This window comes from Rhizobium changzhiense, from assembly GCF_013087625.1.
Taxonomy (GTDB): domain Bacteria; phylum Pseudomonadota; class Alphaproteobacteria; order Rhizobiales; family Rhizobiaceae; genus Rhizobium; species Rhizobium sophorae.
Window position 1 is genome coordinate 405,632 of the sequence record NZ_JABFCQ010000003.1, and the last position, 19,708, is coordinate 425,339.

Consider the following 19,708-nt stretch of genomic DNA (forward strand, 5'->3'; position numbering starts at 1 on the left):
ATGTGCTGTTCATGGCGGTTTGCGGCTATTGCAGGAATCACCTGAGCTGTAGTAATGCGTAGCAGGAGCAGGCGGCTTTTTCTTTGTTTAAGGAGAAGTACGCCCATGGAACAAAACTCCCTCGCATTTGAAGGCTTCGGCATCAAGGCAACCGCCTTAGGGACGCTGCCCGTTACCGGCCTGCTTTTATTGCTGGCGCTTTATCTGATTACCCGATCCATCATGCGGCATCGACAGGCTCCTCGCTCCAAGCGAGCCAGCAGGGTGAGCGACAAATGAACTCCTCCAGAGCGGGGATTGTGATTGGGCGGTGCTCTGCGCCTTATCATCATCCCCGCGTAAAAAAACCCGCCTCAAGGCGGGTTCGTGATGGGGTGACGGCGAAGACAACGGCCAAAGGAACCTGTCTCCCTTTTTTGGGAATCATCTGCCTCCGTTGTTGGACACGGTGGGCTGGTCCGTAGGTACGAACGAAGGCGCAGCCGCGCGCTTGATCCTCGGGAACGCCACCAACACCCGCCGCTACATGTCGAATGAAGATGGGGTGCGTTGTAAGCGCGACCTCCGCATTCTTGTAGACGAGGCCGTTACTCTCGGGAATTGTCAGGCTATCGTGGACGCCACCAACGAACTCGGTAAAGCTGGAGTTTTCCTGATGCTGTGGTTTCTCTCGATGCGCGGTTTTCCAAACCTATCCCACTGCGAAGACGCTCATCAACAAACGTATCGCGCTTGTCGGTAAAATCCTTCCGCGTTAGCATCAGGCTGAATTTCTTCTCCACTTCTCTTACTTTCGTTTTATTCTTCGCACCTGCCCCTCAAGGAACTCGGTGCGGTCTGTCGCGCTCGTACAATCGCGTTTTAGCGCTACGGCGTTGCATCAGGGGCTTTCACTCATCCACGATGAATCAAAACGCCACGCTTGGCAGCCACATCTTACCATGTGGTGTGTTCCGCATGGTATGAACGCGGGATAGAAAGCTTTAGACTCCACAGCCCTGAGCACTGTGAATCAACCGTTCGTTAACTTTCTTGAATGCTGTAATTACTAGATTATTTCTCCTGTGCCGACCAACGAGCTCACGCTCCCCGATCTACCTTGTGGATAACCTCGTTTCGGTTTATTGTATACTTTAACTTCTCGCGATGATATGTCGTTGAGAATGCGAAGGAGCCGTTAAAAATGTCCGAGATGCAAGCACTTGAAAAACGCAGGAAGGTCGTTACCGACCAGATCGTGCGCCTCCGCGAGGAGCTGGCATCGCTTGAGGCGGAACTGATGGAACTCGATGTTGCGGGATCTGTCCTGGCGCGAATCACCGGCGCGAAGTACGACCGCAAGGATGCGAGCCGCGACTACGTATCCGGTAGCTACAGCATACAGACGAAAATCCGCGCCTTGCATCATAATCGTTTTGACACCTGCTGCTTGGCTTGCGACGACAAGGTCAAACACCTCGCGGTTTATCCTCCTCCGCCAGCGGGCTTCTACGGTGGCAGTGCGGGCTGGGATATTCTCGCAAAGAAGCAGCTCTCTCTCCCCGAGAAAATTACGGTCGCGATGAGGTATGCGCATTCGCAGGCCATCGATGCCCTCGCTCCGAAGGAGATTGAGAATTACATCCTCGTCCTATTTGGCGACGTGCCGGAAAAGCAGAACGTGAACAGCGTTGCTTGGCGCATGGCGAAATCGGGCACCCTCTGCAAGGCGGACGATGCGCCGAAGTATTGGCTGCCTGCAAACGAAAAGACCGCTGACACTGCCCCCGCTAAAGGTCAGTCAGCGGCCTTCGTGTCCACTCGTGCGAAAGGGCGTCAAGCCGTTCCGGGGGGTGGTACATGAGAAGAGCATAGCTACATTCATCATGCCTGGTCGGCCTCGCTGCGAAGCGGGGTCGATTTTCTAATGTAAGGTAGCCTGGGCGTCACGTCAAAGGCGGGTACCTGGCTTTCCGTTAGCATTCTACATTGACAACAGCCTCGGCGGTCAGATCATCTCGTAGCTAATGAACCGCAGGGCTGCATCGATTTTTGCGCGCGGTCGTGCCGGTACAAGATATCCGCCACCGCCACCCTCCGCGAAAACCGCCGCCCAAAATGCCACCACCAGCTTCGGTTTCCCGTAGTGGCGGATATCCCTCAGCATTCGCTCATACTGGACGGTCGGGATCATTAGGCCAACGTAGATGGCGTCCTTGTATGTTGGGGTGTGGCCGTAATGAGTGACATATCCGCGCTTGCCATCATCGCTGGGGCGGATGTCCACGACCGCCGTTTCGAAGTCGGTTTCAAACAACTCATGGCCCCGATACGCGCCGCCGTCGTGGTTCGATACCTTGTTGGTTATTCTGAGGACATCCGAATTCTGAAGCCGTGCCTTACCCCTCAGAATGTAGGGTTCGTCCTTACTGGCAATTAGGCTGGCGGGCTCGGTGATCGTCAGTTCAGAATCGGCGTCGAAGCCCTCGACGTAACCGGTCACGGTGTATTCTGTCAGTTCTACCGAGAGACATTTCCAAGAACGCTCGAACACGAACGTGCGGCCGTTTTCGTCATCCCTATATTCGATCCTGTCTTCAGTAACCGTTGAATATATGCCACCCACCGCATTCTCCTCACTCGCAAGGCCAAGCCGCATTGTAGGCCATGAAGAGCGCTCGCGGAGCGTTTACACCTCCTTTTTCCGGGTGGGTCTCGACCCAGTCACATCCAATGCGGATAGCGCGAGCATAGTTTGCTTTCTCTGGCAGGCAAAAGCGTCCGAGCACGGTAGGGCGATACATCGCCAACGCTTCCTTATCTTTTAGGTTTGCTTCAAGCAGAACCATGGAAATCGTGTTCTCACGCCACATGTCCATGAAGCCGGTGATATACGCTGCCGCGTAATCCAGATCCTTTTCGCAATGGTTCGCTAGGTCTTTGGCATCCATCGCGTCAGCCGTGTTGGCCGCGAGCAATCCCAGCAATGTCAGTATAACCCGTCTCATTCAACCCTCACCCGTGATTGCGGGACGCTACACCTGATTCGGCTGATGAAGAAGACTAGGGCTCTGCCCTCACGCGCCGCAAGCCTCTTCCGCCCAGCTTCCTACGTGCAGCCGGTTCACCGCGAAGAGCTTGCAGCTTGCTTCCCGCTGTTCGCCACGAGGCAGGATTGCATGGGAGCAATCCGCCTTCCATTCAAAGACGGCGTCACCCCTTGCAGGGAAATGCGCCCCCACACGATTGCTGGATGGGGCTACCGGCAAGGGAGGGGGAACGCGGAGTGATCAGCATCCCTCATCCAGTAGTTGTCCGCTCGTCGGGATACTTCGCATTCTGCTTTCCGGCCCATCGCAGCTCATAGCAAGCTGCAGCCCGACGGGACCTGGATCCTCGACCAACCATCTTTGTTGAAGATCTGGCTTGATCAACGCGGCGACGTTTTGGCGACCAGGCGGACCAATGATGCCAAACTCAGCCGCATAGCTACGGATCGCGTTCGAGAGTTGCGACTTTACGCCAACCAGCCGCTCCCGAACGCTCATCAACATGCATGCGGCTTGCTGCTCACGCGACTTTATCGGGACGAAGCGCATGGAGGGTCGACTGACGGCTTCACAGAGAGCTTCAGCATCCGCAGCGTCGTTCTTTCCTCGTTTCACATATGGCTTGACGTATTGGGGTGGGATCAGGCGCACTTCGTGACCGAAGGATGTAAGCAGACGCCCCCAGTGATGTGAGCTGCCACTGGCCTCGATCGCAATCGAAGTCGGCAGCGTAGTCTCGAAAAATTTGATCATTTCCCGTCGCCGCAATTGGCGGCGTATCACGGGTTCTCAGCGTCATCAACACCGTGCAATTGAAACACGCTTTTCGACGTGTCCATACCAATTCTTACAACAGGCTTCATGGTATGCGCTCCTCTCGCTCGTGGATCCATGATCATAATGCCATGGATCGCCGAGGTCTCAGAGCCGTCCACACCAACACATTGGCAGTGACCGTTCCGTGAAACTGCGAGGATCGTAGCCGATGGACCGGTCAAATGCCAAGCGGCGCAGGTGAAGTTACGATCTGTCGAAAATATATATTCTCGCCTCTACCAAAACGCCGCAATTGGCCCATGGCCATGTTTCGCAAAGCGAATCTCTTGGCTTTGTTAAAGTTGAGAGATAATATTCCTATTCGTGGTTGCTTGACTCTTCGGCGACGTCGGAACAGATAGAGAACATCTGCATTCGAACGACATGAAGTCGAAACTCCAACACGGCCTTCAAGGGACGCGTGAATGATGACTGCTGCCCGCAACAGGGTAATTGCCGATCTACGCGATCGCATCGCCTCCCTCGAGGGCGGTTCGGCGAGAAAGGTCGGCTGCCTTGCTTTTGGGGTTTCCGAAATAGACGCGGTGCTTCCAGGCGGGGGTCTCGCCTATGGTGCCTTGCACGAGTTCGCGGGTGGCGGGTCCGGAACGGTCGATGGTGCCGCCGCCGCCCTCTGTGTGGCGGGGATCGCTGCGCGAACCAAGGGGCAGATCCTTTGGTGCATGACGCGGCCGGACCTGTTTTTCCCGGCGCTGGCTTTGGCGGGTCTTCATCCCGATCGCGTGGTCTTTGCCGAAGCCGATAGGGAAGAGGATGTCCTGGCAACCATGGAGGAAGGTCTTGGCTACGGCGGCCTGGGCGCCGTGGTCGGTGAGCTTGTCCGTCTACCCATGACCGCGTCGCGCCGGCTTCAGCTTGCGGCTGAGAAGACCGGAACGATTGGGCTGGTCGTGCGACGATGGCGGCGGCAGACGGAGGCATCGGATTTTGGCCAGCCGACGGCGTCGACATCAAGGTGGCGCGTCAGCGTACTGCCATCGGAAGAGCTACCGGTTCCAGGCGTTGGGCGGCCACGATGGCTGCTGGAGCTGATGAGAGTGAAGGCGGGCGAGTGCGCGGAGTTTATTGTAGGAGCGTGCGATGCCACGGGTCGTATCCATTTATCTTCCGGATCTGGCGATCGACAGGATCAGGCGGGCCGATGGCGCGGGAATGCTCACCGCTGAGCGGCCACTTGTCGTCGTCGCGAAGAGCGGTTCCAAACGCTGGATCGCGGCGGCGGATGAAACAGCCCGATCCGCGGGTCTTCATATTGGCATGCCGGCTGCCAAGGCGCAGGCCATCGTCCAGGGTCTGCAGATGGTCGACGCCGATCCGATCGCGGACACCGCGGCCCTCGAACGCCTCACGCTCTGGGCGTTGACGCAGTACACGCCGATCGTCGCAATGGATGCGCCCGACGGCATCGTCATGGACACCGAAGGCGCCGATCATCTCCAGGGTGGCGAGGATCTGATGCTGTCCGGCATCGTCAATCGCTTCCGTGCCAAGGGGCTGACCGCGCGGGTTGCGATTGCTGACAGCTGGGGCGCGGCGCATGCGCTGGCACGGGTGAGCCCGCGCGATACCGTGATCGCTGCACGGGGCGAAACATCGCGTTTCGTCGAGCGGCTGCCGGTATCATCGCTACGGTTGCCAGCGGAAACTGTGGTTGGCCTGCGGACCCTCGGGTTTCAGACGATCGGCGAGCTGTCGGCCACACCACGCGCGCCGCTTGCCCTTCGCTTCGGTCCCGAAATCGGCCGCCGTATCGACCAGATGTATGGGCGGCTGCCGGAGCCGATCGATCCAATCCGTCCGATGGATGTCATCGAAGTCAGCCGCGCCTTCGCCGAGCCGATCGGCGCTCCCGAGACCATCGCCAAATACGTCTCGCGGCTGGTCGTTGAGCTCTGTCAAGCGCTCCAGCAGAAGGGCCTCGGCGTTCGCCGCGCAGATCTTCTCGTGCACAAGGTCGACAATACCATGCAGGCGATCCGCGCCGGCACGGCGAAGCCCGCCCGCAATGTGGCCTGGCTGACAAAGCTCTTCAAGGACCGGATCGAGAAGATCGAGCCGGGCTTCGGCATCGAGAAACTCTCGCTGGTGGCTGTCATCGCCGAACCGCTCACCGAGGTGCAGAAAGCGTCCTCCCTGATCGAGGAAGAGATCGTGGATATCGCGCCGCTGATCGACGTGATCGGCAATCGCGGGCAGCGTGTCTATCGCATGGCGCCGGTGGCGAGCGACGTGCCCGAGCGCAGCGTCAAGCGTGTGAGTGCGGTTGCCGGGGAGACCGGTGCGTCATGGAGCTTGCACTGGCCTCGACCCGTTCGGCTCCTCTCCCGTCCGGATCTGATCGAGGTGATCGCGCTCCTGCCGGATCATCCACCCGTGTCGATGACCTGGCGCGGCAAGCGACGGCGTGTGAAACGCGCCGACGGCCCGGAGCGGATTTTTGGCGAGTGGTGGACGAGGAACTCCGAGTTCGATGCGGTACGCGACTATTTCGTGATCGAGGACGAGGGCGGCGAACGCTTCTGGATATTCAGATCTGGCGATGGCATCGATGCGGCGACCGGCTCGCACAAATGGTTTCTGCACGGGATTTTCGCATGAGATATGCCGAGCTCCAGGTGACGACACATTTCTCATTCCTGCGCGGCGCATCGTCGGCGGATGAGCTGTTTGCGACCGCCAAGGCACTCGGCATCGAGACGCTCGGCGTCGTCGACAGAAACTCGCTCGCCGGCATCGTCCGGGCTCTGGAGGCGTCCCGCGCCACAGGCGTTCGCCTCGTGGTCGGTTGCCGTCTCGATCTGCAGGACGGCATGTCGATCCTGGTCTATCCCACAGATCGCGCCGCCTATTCGCGCCTGGCCCGGTTGCTGACGCTCGGCAAGGGCAGAGGCGGCAAAGCCAACTGCATCCTGCATCTCGACGACGTGGCCCTCTATGCCGAAGGCCTGATCGGTATTCTGGTTCCCGATCTGCCCGACGAGACCTGCGCCGTGCAGCTCAGAAAGATGGCGGAAATGTTCGGGAACCGGGCGTATCTCGCCCTTTCCCTTCGTCGGCGGCCAAACGACCAGATGCGGCTGCACGAGCTGTCGAACATGGCCACACGCTTCAAGGTGAAGACCGTTGTGACGAATGACGTTCTTTTCCACGAACCGTCGCGCCGTCAGCTGCAGGACGTCGTCACCTGTATTCGCACCCGCACTACGATCGATGACGTCGGTTTCGAGAGGGAGCGTCATGCGGATAGATTCCTCAAACCAGCCGAAGAGATGCAGCGGCTGTTCCCCCGTTACCCGGAAGCATTGGCCCGGACGATGGAAATCGCCAATCGCTGTCGGTTCTCGCTCGAGGAACTAACCTATCAATATCCCGAGGAGGCGATCGTGCCAGGCAAGGACGCGCAAGCGTCTCTCGAGCATTATGTCTGGGAATGCGTGCCTGCGCGCTATCCGGAAGGTCTGCCGGACAGCGTTTTGAAAATCATTCGACATGAGCTCGACCTCATCCGGGCCATGAAATACGCGCCCTACTTCCTGACCGTGTTCTCGATCGTCCGATATGCCCGCAGCCAAGGCATACTCTGCCAGGGGCGGGGATCGGCCGCCAACTCTGCTGTCTGTTACATTCTCGGCATCACGTCGATCGATCCCGAGACCAATGATTTGCTGTTCGAGCGCTTCGTTTCCCAGGAGCGCGACGAGCCGCCGGATATCGACGTCGACTTCGAGCACGAGCGGCGCGAGGAAGTCATTCAGTGGATCTACAAGACCTACACCCATCAGAAGGCGGCCCTCTGCGCGACCGTTACACGATATCGTGCGAAAGGTGCGATCCGTGATGTCGGCAAGGCACTCGGTCTGCCGGAAGATATGATCAAGGCTCTGTCGTCGGGCATGTGGTCCTGGTCGGCCGAACTGGTCGGCGACCGGAACCTGCGCGAACTCAACCTCAATCCCGACGACCGTCGCCTCGCACTGACGCTGAAGCTTGCCCAGCAACTGATGGGAGCCCCCCGGCATCTCGGCCAACATCCCGGCGGTTTCGTGCTGACGCATGATCGGCTCGACGATCTCGTGCCGATCGAGCCGGCATCGATGGCCGACCGGCAGGTGATCGAATGGGACAAGGATGACGTCGAAGCTCTGAAGTTCATGAAGGTCGATGTGCTGGCGTTGGGGATGCTGACCTGCATGGCAAAAGCATTCAAGCTGATAGAGGAGCATAAGGGCGAGACGATCGATCTGGCGAATATCGAGCAGGAGGATCAGGCCACCTATGCGATGATCCGAAAGGCCGACACGCTCGGCACCTTCCAGATCGAAAGCCGGGCTCAGATGGCGATGTTGCCACGGCTGAAACCGCGGACCTTCTACGATCTCGTCATCCAGGTGGCGATCGTCCGGCCCGGGCCGATACAGGGCGACATGGTGCATCCGTATCTGCGCCGCCGCGAAGGCAAGGAACCGGTCGTCTATCCGACGCCCGAACTGGAAGCGGTGCTTGGAAAGACGCTCGGCGTGCCTCTCTTCCAGGAGTCGGCCATGAAGGTGGCGATGGTCTGCGCCGGCTTTACCGGCGGCGAGGCCGATCAGCTTCGCAAATCGATGGCCACGTTCAAGTTCACCGGCGGCGTCTCAAAGTTCAAGGATAAGCTGGTCTCCGGCATGGTGAAGAATGGATATTCGCCGGAGTTCGCGGAGAAGACCTTTTCGCAGCTTGAAGGTTTCGGCTCCTACGGCTTCCCGGAAAGCCATGCCGCAAGCTTCGCGCTCATCGCCTACGCCTCAAGCTATGTGAAATGCCATTACGCCGACGCGTTCTGCGCGGCCTTGATCAACAGCCAACCCATGGGTTTCTATGCGGTCGCCCAGATCGTCGGCGACGCCCGCAACCACGGTGTGGAGATCCGGCCGGTCTGCATCAACCGCTCTCGCTGGGACTGCACGCTCGAGCAGGTCAAGGGAAACGAGCGCCGCCATGCCGTCCGCTTGGGGATGCGTCTGGTGCGTGGACTGGCCGCAGTCGATGCGGCACGCATCGTGGCCGCCCGTGCCGATCAACCCTTCGACAGCGTCGATGACATGTGGCGGCGCGCGAGCGTTCCGGCGGCATCTCTGGTCGAACTGGCGGAGGCAGATGCTTTCCTGCCATCGCTCGAACTTCAGCGACGAGACGCGCTGTGGGCGATCAAAGCTTTGCGCGATGAGCCACTGCCACTCTTTGTTGCTGCGGCCGAGCGCGAGATGAAGACGATCGCTGAGCAGCAGGAGCCTGACGTCAAACTCCGGCAGATGACAGATGGGCACAACGTCATCCAGGACTACAGCCATACCGGCCTGACCCTGCGCGAGCATCCGATCGCGTTCTTGCGCAAGGACCTTGCCGCTCGAAGCATCGTCACCTGCGGAGAAGCCATGTCGGCTCGAGATGGTCGTTGGTTGATGACCGCGGGCCTCGTTCTGGTCCGTCAAATGCCCGGATCGGCAAAAGGCGTGATGTTTCTGACGATCGAGGATGAGACCGGTCCGGCGAACGTCGTCGTCTGGCCGAAACTTTTCGAGCGGCGTCGGCGCGTCGTGCTCGGATCGAGCATGATGGCGATCAATGGCCGCATCCAGCGGGAAGGGGAGGTCGTGCACCTCATCGCCCAGCAGCTGTTTGATCTGTCGGGCGACCTATCCGCCTTGGCGGATCGTGATGGAGAGTTCAAACTGCCGACGGGTCGCGGTGACGAGTTTGCTCACGGTGCGCCGGGAAGTCCGGATTCCCGGGATCGAGCGCCGGGGGTCAAGCCGCGGGATATTTTCACACCGGATCTTCATATCGATACGCTGAAGATCAAGAGCCGGAATTTTCACTAAGGAATCCTGCGCGACAGCTTCTTCGATGGAGAATGCAGCGGTTCGAATCCCGTCAAGGTCTGAACGCCGGGCCGTCGAAAGACGCCCAAAGATGAGCGTCTAAAGGTGGGGACGACGTCGACACTTTGAATCGGCGCGGACTGGACAACAGGACAGCGGCGGCGAAGATTGCGACCAAAGAAGCAATCTCAATTACGGTTCGAAATCCGTGGGCTCCGTGCTATTACCCGTGCGGTGGGGCCGGCCAACCCGCCGCTGATCATCATTGTATTTCAATGGATTGCCGTTGCGTAAACCGGGTGAGCTTCGACTTACGATTGGACGAAGCTGATACCAAGGCTGGCATAAGGACGTAGTCCAGCCCCTTGCCGCACCGACAACAACTGCGGATAGGTCTGGACCAAAGCCAGGATATGGATGGTAGCGAGCAAACAACGCTGTGGCGGTCTGGCGTCAGAATCCCAAACCGGCCGAGTGCTGCCTATGCCCTGCGCCTCGCATTTGCGCCAAACTTTTCTGAATCGTCATTTAAAGCAAGCTCCACGCATGGTTGGGCGATCATTGTAAGTACAACGAAAGGAAGAGCAGGTCCGCTCAGAAACGGACCTGCCAGAGTAAGGTATCCTCAGTTGGCGACGAAAGAGAGGTTCCACAAGACTTTGCCACCGGAGATTGTCGGGGCGGAGGTCTGCGTGCAGGTAGGGGCCTGAGTTCCGCCTGAAATGGCGACCCAGGCCGGCGTTCCGGCAAGCGACAGCGCCTGGCCGGTCGCAGGATCATAGTTGACGCTCAACGAGGCCCTGCACGTCCGAGCCGGAACGACACCTCTGGTCACATCGAAGCGAAACGTCATGAAGCCATCGATGGTGTTGCCTTGCGCCGTAAAGACAACTGACGCTCCATTAGAGATGCTGGAGGGGAAGTTGGGCGTGCAGCCGATGCAACTGATACTGCCGACATTCGCAGTACCGGATGTGCTGTTGTTTTTGATTGTCACCTCAGTCGTGGCAGCAAGAGCCATAGCAGGAATTGCCGCTGCCATGACGGCAGCGAGAATCAATTTTCGAAAAAGCATGGTCATTTCTCCAAGATATCGGCGGGTTGCCGACGTGAGATATAAACACGCTTAACGAGAGGGCGCACCCTACAAATTGAATGGTCATAAAAAATTCGTCCAATCGTTGTATTTCTTCAAACCATGGTGAGGCAGTTATGCAGATCGTATCAAGCACAACCCGTCAACTGTCGGCCGATTTGGCGCTGAAATTCCTCAGGTCCGGATCAGACAGCGCTGTCTCCAGCCAAGGCGGGAACGAAAAACAGTCCGGACAATCGACCTCCTCTTCCGCAACGGCAATCGAGGCTTCGAAAAGCCACGCAAATGTTGCTGGGAGTTGGATGCAGAGTCTCGCTGCAGAGATTGGCTTGCCAGCTGGAACGGAACAGGTTTGGACGCAGACCCCCCGTCTTGATATGACGAGCTCCTCATTCAAAGACTATCTTAGAGATACGCAGGAAGCTGCGAAGGGATGGTCACCCTATGCAGGTGAGGTCATCGATGCGCTGAATGCTGGAACCCTCACGATCGAAAGTCCCGAGACCAACGCCTGGGACATTGCGTTCTATGACGCGGATGGGAACGCCTCCGGGTCTGCGATGAAATATGACGATGAGGGATGGATGGACTTTCTCAACGATCATCTAGCAAGGGACGACAGCGGGAACTACTTGCGCACGGCATCTGGCGCCTACGTTGACAAGGCGACGGGCCAGAGTGCCGACATGGGTCAAATCGGCGGCAATTGCTACTATTTGACTTGGCCTACGCCGAAATAACGCATGTTCTTAGCTCCGCAGCGGCGGGGGCAAACTTAGCCTCGACAATTTCGGCGCAATTCCTCCATTGTAAGTTGCGAAATAGGGTGCAAGCTTGCTATGGTTTAGCCTTTACTAGGCTGGCTTGACCTCGGGGGCCCCGTGCTTGCAATCAATGATGTCAGCAAGATATATGGCGGGCGAAATGCTACTTCCGTCCTCCGAAACATAACCCTTTCTATCGAAACTGGGGCGTTTTGCGCGCTGACGGGGTCTTCCGGGTCCGGCAAGACAACTCTGATGAACCTCATCGGTCTCCTCGATAAGCCCACGGCTGGGGAGATAGAGATCGCTGGGATGAAGACATCAGGCCTGTCCACCGACGCGGCCGCCGACATTCGAAACCGGATGATTGGTTTCGTCTTCCAATCGTTTCATCTGCTGCCTCGCTACACGGCACTCGACAATGTTGCGCTTCCACTTGTTTACCGCGGCATCGGAAAACGTCGGCGGCGAGCGATGGCGGCAGACGCACTCAACCGCGTCGGTCTCGCAGAACGCATGCTGTATCGCCCGGACGAGCTATCTGGCGGTCAGCGCCAGCGTGTCGCGATCGCCCGCGCGCTTGTCGACGATCCAATATTGCTGTTGGCAGACGAGCCAACCGGCAATCTTGATAGCGAAACGGCTGCTGAGATCCTGTCGCTATTTCTTCAACTGAACGCCGCTCTCGGGCTGACGGTCCTGCTTGTCACCCATGATCCAACGATCGCGGCGCGCTGTCCGCGTCGAATTGTCATGCGCGACGGGAAGGTCCTTGACGACAATTCCGCCACCCTCAAGAGCGTCGAGACGGCATGATGCGCAGCGGGAGCGGCATAGCAATCGAGATCATCCGGGAAACCATCGAAAATATTCGGACGGTCAAGGGCCGTGGTGTGTTGGCTCTGGTCGGCATCGCCATCGGAACTGCGGCAGTGATCGCCATGCTGCACGTTGGACACAATGGCCGGAAGGCGGCTTTGAGCCAGTTCGAGACGCTGGGAACCGACCTGGTGATGATGCAGCCGCAAGCCTCGGGGTTTTCGACGGCGCAGGTGTATGTCGGCGACGTTCTCGATCTACCGAAACGAAATATCGGCCTTTCGGAGGTATCGGCGATGGTCCAGAGCGGAGGCAATATTCGGGTCGGACGGGTCGATCTGCAGGTGACCATCATCTCCGCGACGGATCGAATCTATTCGCTTGCAAAGGCGCGCCTTCAGCGTGGCCGTGTCACCTCCGATCTCGACGGCTTCGCACCCTTTGCCGTGGTCGGAGCGGGGATCGCTGCCGAAATCGAGGCAACGGCCGGAAGAGCCGTCGTGGTTGGCGATCGGATCAGTTTCGGTGACCAGATCCTCACGGTGGTTGGTGTGCTGAACGATACGCCGGCCAATTTCATCCTGGGTATCGAACTCGATCGGTCGATCGTAGTCCCCTTCGCAGCAGCACGGCGGATCGTGGCAAGTCCCGCTATCACCAACATAGCCGGTAGGCTGGCGCCCGGCGCAAATGACCTCCAAACCGCAGAGGCGACCAAGGCATATTTCAAGGACAAGATCCAGGGGGGCACCATGCAGGTGACCACGGCGCGCGAAGTGATCGCCAGCATTGATGCACAGATGCGCATCTATGCGAGCCTCATTCTCGGCATTGGCGCGGTCTCGCTTGTGGTCGGCGGCGTCGGTATCATGAACGTGATGCTGATGAGCGTCATGGAGCGACGGCAGGAGATCGGGTTACGCTTGGCGCTCGGGGCTCGGCGCAAGGACATTCGGCTGATGTTCCTTTCCGAAACCCTCATCCTTGCGGTCATCGGCAGCGCGATCGGCACGGCAATCGGCTACTTTGCAGGCTGGATCTTCGCCGATGGCACCGGTTGGCAGTTTGAAGCCGCACCCTTGGCGCTTCCGCTGGGGGCGGGCATGGCACTGATCGTCGGCCTGTTCTTCGGCATTTATCCGGCAAGCAGAGCGGCCAGGCTAGATCCCGTTGCGGCCTTAAGGAGCGAGTAATGTACCGCGTTTCTATGATCGCTCTCATGATGATCAGTGCCTTGGCGTTTCCGCCAAGTGGGGCGCGAGCTTCTCGCAATGTGCCTATTCCAATTCCGCGACCAGCTCAAATGGATGCTAGCGCAGACATCGGGCAAGCCAGTCGGTCGGCCGCCGCCAGCCCAGTACTTTTTTCCGGAGCGCGCTTGACACTGGAGGATGCCGTCTTTCTCGGGTTGCGGAATAACCGCACGATCCGCAGCGCCTACATCGATCGAGCGTCGGAAAAATTCGGTCTCTTGGTTGCGGAAGACCGCTTCAATCCGCAATTCGGAATATCAGGCAATGTTAGTCGCCAGCGGATCGGCGGCGTCGAGTCCTCCACGGTTGAAGTTTCTCCCGGTGTTTCGCTGCTGACCACGACGGGTGCGGCTATCGACTTTGCCTGGAACACGACGGCGAATTGGCAGGACACGGCAAACGGCTTTAGCTCGGCGGCACAGATCGGAATAGAGCAACCCTTGCTGCGGGGAGCGGGCGTCGACGTGAATATGGCCCCGGTTCGGTCAGCTCGGCTTGGCGAGCTGGTGAACAAGCTTCGCCTGAATGCTACCATCTCGGAAACGATTGCTACGATCATCCTTGCGCATCGGGCGCTTTTATCCACCCAGCAGCAATTGCAGTTGGCCCAGGCCTCGCTCGACCGAGCCGAGGATCTTCTCACCCTCAACAACGCACTGATTGCCGGTGGACGCATGGCAGCGATGGAAGCCGTCCAGACGCAAGCCGATATCGAAAGTCAGAAGCTCGCCGTCCTGCAGGCCCGGCAGATCCTCGAAACCAGCCGCCTGATGCTCCTCGATCTCCTTGCATTGGATCTCGGCACGAAGGTCGTCGCCGTTGAGAGTATCGATCCAAAGAAGGCCAATACTATTATTGCCAGATTGTTGCCGATCGCGCTCTCGGAACGCCAGGACTATATCGGCCAAGCTTATGTCATCGAACAGAATAAGCTTGGCATCACGGTGGCGAAAAACGAGCAGCTTTGGGATGTTTCCCTATACGCCAATGCCCGGTTCGGAAGCCAACATAGCGAGGGCATGGGCTCGGACCGCATTGCCAATGTGATGGCGGGCTTGAGATTCACCATTCCGATCAACGATCTCGGCCGCCAACAGCAGCTCGTCGATGCCAACACCAGCTATCAGAATGCAACGCTGCAGCTTGAGGTGATCCGTTCCGGCATTGAGATGCAGATTCGTGGAACGGCGTCGCAGATCGATCTTCTGTGGCAACAGATTGCCATCGCCGAAAAGTCGCGCGATCTCGCGTTGCAGGCAGTGACAGTAGAGAAGGCGAAGCTCAATGCCGGCCGCTCGACAACCTTCCAAGTCCAGTCGTTGGAAGGGAGTTTGCGCGACAGCGAGACTCAACTGCTGAGCGCGCGGATCGGTTACCTGAACTCGCTGACACAACTCGACCTGCAACTCGGCACGACACTCGCAACCTGGCACATCAATCTGAAGGACTGATATATGACGCACCCAAGGAAAGATCAGCCAGGACCTGTAGACGAGGCAAGGCATGTGGAAAACCAATCCGTCGAAGCTCAAAACTTGCTGATGGAGCCACTTGGTCGTCCTCGTCGCGCGCGACTTTGGACCTCCCTGGCCGCAGGCGCGGCAATCCTCGGGATTGGTTCTGGTGCGTTGCTGTGGCAACCTCGCGAAAGCGAGACCCAAAGCATCGGGAAATCCACGCCTTCCGAACGGACGATCGTCGTGGAATCGCAGGCAGTGTCGCGACAGCTCGATATCGTCGGTACAATCGCGGCGGGGAAGTCCGTTGCAATCGTTGCTCCTTTCGACGGGGTGATACGGGAAAGGCACGTCCAGCTTGGTGATCCCGTCCGGGTTGGCGACGTACTTGTTGTGATGGACACGAGCGACATTGCCAGCCGCTACCGTGATGCCCAATCGGTCTATTTGAAAGCGGCAATGGCGGCCGATGCGCTGGAAAAGTGGGTGAACGGTCCCGATATGTTGCGGGCAAAACGAGCGCTCGATGTTGCACAGGGTGGCCTTGCAACACTCGATCGGCAGGTCGGCGAACTGAAAGTGTTGCTCGATCAGGGCATCGTCTCCCGGAACGAATTCGATAACCTTGTGCAGCAGCGAGACACTCAAAAGAACACGGTCGATGGCACCCGGGACGAACTGGACGCCACGCAAGCGCGCGGCAATGATGATAATCGCAAGCTCGTTATGCTAGAATTGGAGAATGCGCAAAGTCGCCTCAACGACCTAAAGCAGCAAATGGCGGGCGCGAAGGTGGCAACCGCAGTTGCAGGCATCCTGACGCGGCCGCCTGTCAACGCCAGCAATCGGGAAGTTATCTCAGCCGAGCCTGGGGCAAGCGTCACACGCGGAGCCGCATTGTTCGCGATTGCCGATACGAGTAGTTTTATGGTCACGGGCGTCGTAGATGAAATCGATGTCAATCGCATTAAAATCGGACAGCCGGTCACGATCGCAAGCGATGCTTTTCCCGATCAGGCACTGCATGGTAATATCGTGTCTGTCAGCGCAGAGGCGGACACGACAGCTGGCGCCAGAAGTCCACCGAAATTTCAAGTGAGAGCGTCTTTTTCCGCGCCGGGGGAAACGCTTCGAACGTCCATCAAAATTGGCATGTCTGCTCGTATGACGGTCGAGACCTATTTCAATCCAGCTGCGCTTCTCGTGCCAACCGACGCGGTCTCTCGCAACGGCGATCAGGCTGTCCTAACCGTTGTGGATAACAAAGGACCGGCCCTTGTGCCTGTTATTCTGGGTGAGACGTTCCCTGCTGGGATAGAGGTGATTTCCGGATTGAATGCCGGCAGTACTGTAAAAGTGCCGGGTACCACTAGAAATTAGCTCGGGCATATTGATTTGTGACGGCCTTATGCTCCGCGGGCGTTGCACCAGCGCCGAACCGTGAAGGATCCCAAGGGCCTGGAGGGGGACCTGCATTACCCTGCTTTGCTTTCTCTAGAGGCCGGCCTGGGCAGAAGATCGACGGGCTGGGTCACAATGCTGGCCCAGCGCAGTTGCCGCGACGCTATCCGATGGACCCTGGCAAGGGCCACCAGTGCTTCGCACCGATTTTAGGGGGCGAACGATCGTCCACCCGGGTTGCTGTTTGACCCTGGTTGAGGCAATGACGGGTCTTCAGTTCGAATCCGTTCAAGGCGGTCACTGAAGACCACCCTGGGGTTCGGGCCGGAAAACTGAGCCAGCGTCGCATCTACTATTTAGCCAGGATGCCTCCTACGAAGTCGGCAAACGCGCGCGCCTTGGCGCTCGCCAAGCGGCCTGACGGGTAGACGGCCCAAAGATCAATCGTTGGAAGCGTCCAGTCTGGCAGCAGTCGCTGCACCTCACCGCTTGCCAGCTCCGGCGCGAACATCCAATCAGATGTGACCGCTAAGCCCATGTCTGCAAGAACGCCGGCTCGGATCCCCTCCGCAGCGCTAAGCCTAACGCGGCCACGGACAGTCACGGAGGCTATCTCTTCCCCTCGCCGAAATGCCCAAGTGTCGTCGATCTGGCTGTAGACCAGGGCGTGATGATTCACCAGGTCCGCTGGTATTTTCGGCATGCCCGTCCGCGCCAGATAATCCGGAGTAGCGACGACTGACCGGGCGCCAGTCGCAAGCTTTCGTGCGACAGCTGTCGAGTCTGCCAGTGCACCCATGCGAAGCGATATGTCGATCCCTTCGGCGACGACATCGATAACGCGATCATCGAGAAGAATGTCGACATCGAGTGAGGGATGTTGCGCCAGGAACTCCGGCAATCGCGGGACAATCATCAACCGAGCAAAGGTAGTCGCCGCCGAGACCCGCAGTCTCCCCGACAAGCCCGCGCCAGCGCCACGAGCCTCAAGCTCAGCTTCATCGACTTCTTGGATAGCAATGCGGGCGCGCTCGTAAAAACGCAAGCCGGCATCCGTAGGCGCGAGCGAGTGTGTCGATCGTATCAACAGGCGCACCTGCAGCCAATCCTCAAGCTGCGCGACGGTCTTTGACACCGCAGGCTGCCCAATGCGCATCTGCCGCGCCGCGCCCGAAAATGAGCCAGTTTCGACGACGCGCACAAAGGTCGACATTGCCTGCAGCCGGTCCATCATTCCTCGCCAGAATAACCATTATCTCCTCAAGCAGTCTGACGCGTGGCCCCCGGAATGGCAATATTCATTTCATAAGCGACGGCGAAGTTTGCTCGATCGCTTGATGAGGTCAACCAATCCGCTGTCAGCGGTTATAAGGAGCATCCAATGTCGAGTCTCGAAGGTAAGATCGCAGTCATCACCGGTGGTTCGAGCGGTATCGGGCTGGCGACCGCCAAGCGGTTTGTCCGCGAAGGTGCCCACGTCTTCATCACCGGTCGCCGGGAGTCTGAACTTGCCAAGGCCAAAGCCGAAATCGGCAAGAACGTCTCGACGGTACGGGGAGATGTGAGCAGCCTCGCCGATCTCGACCGGCTATATGCAGCGGTCAAAGCCGAAAAAGGAGTCGTCGACATTGTGGTCGCAAACGCAGGTTTTGTCGAACACGCCAAGATCTTCGACCTTTCGGAAGCCCACTATGACAAGACGATGGACATCAATGTGAAGGGGGTCGTCTTCACCGTGCAGAAAGCCTTGCCGCTCATGAACCGTGGAGGATCGATCGTCGTCATCTCGTCGATCGTCAACGTGAAGGGTATTCCCGCGCATGGCATCTATACTGCCACCAAGGCGGCCGTCCGTGGCCTTGTCCGGGTTTGGGCACAGGAGCTCAAGGAGAAGGGCATTCGCGTCAACACCCTGAGCCCCGGCGCAACGGAGACGCCGATCATTCGTGGTCAGTTCGACAGCGATGAAGCATCGGAAGCCGCCAAGGGCGTCTTTGCCTCGATGACGCCTCTTGGCCGCCTCGGCCTTCCGGAGGAACTTGCAGCCGGCGCGTATTTCCTGGCGTCAGACGAGTCGTCTTACGTCACCGGTATCGATCTCCCCATTGACGGAGGTCTGGCCCAAGTCTGACGACGAACCACGAGCAGTGCCTGCGGACTGATGGGGTCCGCAGGTAGAATGCCTCATCATCAATGAAAGATTCAAACCATGTCCGCCTATTTCGTTATGATCCGTGAGCAGACAACCGACCCGGCATCTCTCGCTGAATATGGACCCCGCGCAGCGCTCGCCGCCCAAGGTCATTCCTTAAAACCACTCGCTGCCTATGGCGCATTGGATCAAGTTGAAGGCGATGACGTCGAAGCTGCAGTTATCCTTGAATTCCCGGACATGACAGCCGCCCGTGCCTGGTACGAAAGTCCTTCTTATCAAGCCGCCGTCAAGTTTCGGCATGCCGGATCAAAATCCAAAGCCTTCTTTGTCGAGGGCGTTAGTCTCGGAAAATCGTAGCCGTAAGCGCCAAGACCAACCGTTGATGTTAATGGTGCGTTCGCTTAGAAAAAGAACGGCCAACGGCTTGCCCAGGGTCTGAAAATGCTCCCAAAGGGCCGGGCCATCGGGGCTTCTTGGTCCGTGTTCGGCACACGGTCTACAGCTTTTTGCGCCAATAGCTATCCGATGTGCCCACCTTACTGACGAGCCGTCAGATCATGGACCAAGTCGCGCACCCAGCGATGGCCCTGATGCCGCTGGTACGACCATTCCATGCTATTTGGACCGACCAAGCCGCGAGGGGTGGGTGATGGCAGCTAGGTTCAGACTATGCCCGGCAAGGGTTGGAAAACGCTGGTACGGTTCTACTGTCTGCTCGGACCTTTCTTTGCTAGGCATGGCGGCCGACCGAGATAATGTTGGGCGAGAAGTAGGTAGCGAGAGGTTGGTGCGAACCGCAGCAACGTTGGCATCATATTCGCAATGAACTAAACGCATTGCGCCACCTGGACCTCTCCACCAGACACCTTGGATGTCCGCCTCCGATTGCCTGCCTAGGAGCGGGCAGTCTCTTCGAGTAACGGCGTCGGCGGCCCATATCCTCAAGAGCCTAGCTCTTCGAAACCTTCGCGCTCAACCGCACCGACTAATCTCGGAACACGTCGCTTCTCGCCCTCCGCCCAGATCCCCCTGGCCA

The 19,708-nt window shown here is 58.4% G+C and carries 16 protein-coding genes and 1 pseudogene; 12 read left to right on the forward strand and 5 right to left on the reverse strand.

Annotation, left to right across the window (positions count from 1 at the left end):
• Positions 1–105 precede the first annotated feature (105 nt).
• Positions 106–279, forward strand: coding sequence for a hypothetical protein (locus G9X68_RS17005; RefSeq protein ID WP_164579818.1), 174 nt, complete (start codon positions 106–108; stop codon positions 277–279).
• 904 nt (positions 280–1,183) lie between these two features.
• Positions 1,184–1,843, forward strand: a complete 660-nt coding sequence (locus G9X68_RS17010) for a hypothetical protein (protein ID WP_171603392.1) — start codon at positions 1,184–1,186, stop codon at positions 1,841–1,843.
• Between the two features lie 144 nt (positions 1,844–1,987).
• On the opposite strand, the gene G9X68_RS17015 is transcribed toward G9X68_RS17010, so the two are convergent.
• The 3 genes and pseudogenes from G9X68_RS17015 to G9X68_RS17025 all read right to left on the reverse strand — a co-directional run.
• Positions 1,988–2,605 carry a hypothetical protein gene (locus G9X68_RS17015; RefSeq protein WP_171603393.1) on the reverse strand — a complete coding sequence of 206 codons (618 nt, stop codon included), beginning with the start codon at positions 2,603–2,605 and terminating at the stop codon, positions 1,988–1,990.
• A 10-nt stretch (positions 2,606–2,615) separates the two neighbouring features.
• Positions 2,616–2,987 (reverse strand): Rap1a/Tai family immunity protein, encoded by a 372-nt coding sequence (locus tag G9X68_RS17020; RefSeq protein WP_171603394.1) that lies wholly within the window; start codon positions 2,985–2,987, stop codon positions 2,616–2,618.
• 417 nt (positions 2,988–3,404) lie between these two features.
• Positions 3,405–3,892, reverse strand: a pseudogene (locus G9X68_RS17025) (IS110 family RNA-guided transposase); the annotation flags it as partial.
• Positions 3,893–4,273: 381 nt separating this feature from the next.
• Between G9X68_RS17025 and G9X68_RS17030 the strand changes: the two are divergent.
• From G9X68_RS17030 to G9X68_RS17040, 3 genes are read left to right on the forward strand one after another with little or no spacing between them, the layout of a single operon-like run.
• Positions 4,274–5,032, forward strand: a complete 759-nt coding sequence (locus tag G9X68_RS17030; RefSeq protein WP_171603903.1) for an ImuA family protein — start codon at positions 4,274–4,276, stop codon at positions 5,030–5,032.
• Positions 4,947–6,464: a Y-family DNA polymerase gene (locus G9X68_RS17035; RefSeq protein WP_171603395.1), complete on the forward strand. Its 1,518-nt coding sequence runs from the start codon at positions 4,947–4,949 to the stop codon at positions 6,462–6,464. The genes G9X68_RS17030 and G9X68_RS17035 overlap by 86 nt, the downstream gene beginning before the upstream one ends.
• Positions 6,461–9,727 carry an error-prone DNA polymerase gene (locus G9X68_RS17040; protein WP_171603396.1) on the forward strand — a complete coding sequence of 1,089 codons (3,267 nt, stop codon included), beginning with the start codon at positions 6,461–6,463 and terminating at the stop codon, positions 9,725–9,727. Before G9X68_RS17035 ends, G9X68_RS17040 begins: the two co-directional genes overlap by 4 nt.
• Positions 9,728–10,352: 625 nt before the next feature.
• Here the strand turns inward: G9X68_RS17040 and G9X68_RS17045 are convergent.
• On the reverse strand, positions 10,353–10,802 hold the full coding sequence (locus tag G9X68_RS17045) for a hypothetical protein (RefSeq protein ID WP_171603397.1): 450 nt from the start codon (positions 10,800–10,802) through the stop codon (positions 10,353–10,355).
• A 137-nt stretch (positions 10,803–10,939) separates the two neighbouring features.
• Between G9X68_RS17045 and G9X68_RS17050 the strand changes: the two genes are divergently transcribed.
• The 5 genes from G9X68_RS17050 (at position 10,940) to G9X68_RS17070 (ending at position 16,496) form a co-directional block, all read left to right on the forward strand.
• Positions 10,940–11,563 (forward strand): hypothetical protein, encoded by a 624-nt coding sequence (locus tag G9X68_RS17050; RefSeq protein WP_171603398.1) that lies wholly within the window; start codon positions 10,940–10,942, stop codon positions 11,561–11,563.
• A gap of 141 nt (positions 11,564–11,704) precedes the next feature.
• Positions 11,705–12,403 (forward strand): ATP-binding cassette domain-containing protein, encoded by a 699-nt coding sequence (locus tag G9X68_RS17055; RefSeq protein ID WP_171603399.1) that lies wholly within the window; start codon positions 11,705–11,707, stop codon positions 12,401–12,403.
• Positions 12,400–13,599, forward strand: coding sequence for an ABC transporter permease (locus tag G9X68_RS17060; protein WP_171603400.1), 1,200 nt, complete (start codon positions 12,400–12,402; stop codon positions 13,597–13,599). The genes G9X68_RS17055 and G9X68_RS17060 overlap by 4 nt, the downstream gene beginning before the upstream one ends.
• Positions 13,599–15,110 carry a TolC family protein gene (locus G9X68_RS17065; protein ID WP_171603401.1) on the forward strand — a complete coding sequence of 504 codons (1,512 nt, stop codon included), beginning with the start codon at positions 13,599–13,601 and terminating at the stop codon, positions 15,108–15,110. The genes G9X68_RS17060 and G9X68_RS17065 overlap by 1 nt, the downstream gene beginning before the upstream one ends.
• Positions 15,111–15,164: 54 nt before the next feature.
• On the forward strand, positions 15,165–16,496 hold the full coding sequence (locus G9X68_RS17070; RefSeq protein WP_171603402.1) for an efflux RND transporter periplasmic adaptor subunit: 1,332 nt from the start codon (positions 15,165–15,167) through the stop codon (positions 16,494–16,496).
• A 373-nt stretch (positions 16,497–16,869) separates the two neighbouring features.
• Here G9X68_RS17070 and G9X68_RS17075 read toward each other — a convergent pair whose 3' ends face one another.
• A complete protein-coding gene (locus G9X68_RS17075) occupies positions 16,870–17,748 on the reverse strand; it encodes a LysR family transcriptional regulator (protein ID WP_171603403.1) in 879 nt (292 codons plus the stop codon).
• A gap of 150 nt (positions 17,749–17,898) precedes the next feature.
• Here G9X68_RS17075 and G9X68_RS17080 point away from each other — a divergent pair, with 150 nt between their 5' ends.
• Both G9X68_RS17080 and G9X68_RS17085 read left to right on the forward strand, forming a co-directional pair.
• Positions 17,899–18,648, forward strand: coding sequence for an SDR family NAD(P)-dependent oxidoreductase (locus G9X68_RS17080; protein ID WP_171603404.1), 750 nt, complete (start codon positions 17,899–17,901; stop codon positions 18,646–18,648).
• A gap of 78 nt (positions 18,649–18,726) precedes the next feature.
• Complete coding sequence (locus G9X68_RS17085) at positions 18,727–19,029, forward strand: DUF1330 domain-containing protein (protein ID WP_171603405.1); 303 nt, start codon at positions 18,727–18,729, stop codon at positions 19,027–19,029.
• Positions 19,030–19,708 lie beyond the last annotated feature (679 nt).

Coding starts and splice junctions, on each gene's coding strand:
- G9X68_RS17005 (WP_164579818.1), top strand. CDS start 106: ATGGAACAAAACTCCCTCGCATTTGAAGGCTTCGGCATCAAGGCAACC.
- G9X68_RS17010 (WP_171603392.1), top strand. CDS start 1,184: ATGTCCGAGATGCAAGCACTTGAAAAACGCAGGAAGGTCGTTACCGAC.
- G9X68_RS17020 (WP_171603394.1), bottom strand. CDS start 2,987: ATGAGACGGGTTATACTGACATTGCTGGGATTGCTCGCGGCCAACACG.
- G9X68_RS17030 (WP_171603903.1), top strand. CDS start 4,274: ATGACTGCTGCCCGCAACAGGGTAATTGCCGATCTACGCGATCGCATC.
- G9X68_RS17035 (WP_171603395.1), top strand. CDS start 4,947: ATGCCACGGGTCGTATCCATTTATCTTCCGGATCTGGCGATCGACAGG.
- G9X68_RS17040 (WP_171603396.1), top strand. CDS start 6,461: ATGAGATATGCCGAGCTCCAGGTGACGACACATTTCTCATTCCTGCGC.
- G9X68_RS17045 (WP_171603397.1), bottom strand. CDS start 10,802: ATGCTTTTTCGAAAATTGATTCTCGCTGCCGTCATGGCAGCGGCAATT.
- G9X68_RS17050 (WP_171603398.1), top strand. CDS start 10,940: ATGCAGATCGTATCAAGCACAACCCGTCAACTGTCGGCCGATTTGGCG.
- G9X68_RS17060 (WP_171603400.1), top strand. CDS start 12,400: ATGATGCGCAGCGGGAGCGGCATAGCAATCGAGATCATCCGGGAAACC.
- G9X68_RS17065 (WP_171603401.1), top strand. CDS start 13,599: ATGTACCGCGTTTCTATGATCGCTCTCATGATGATCAGTGCCTTGGCG.
- G9X68_RS17075 (WP_171603403.1), bottom strand. CDS start 17,748: ATGGACCGGCTGCAGGCAATGTCGACCTTTGTGCGCGTCGTCGAAACT.
- G9X68_RS17080 (WP_171603404.1), top strand. CDS start 17,899: ATGTCGAGTCTCGAAGGTAAGATCGCAGTCATCACCGGTGGTTCGAGC.
- G9X68_RS17085 (WP_171603405.1), top strand. CDS start 18,727: ATGTCCGCCTATTTCGTTATGATCCGTGAGCAGACAACCGACCCGGCA.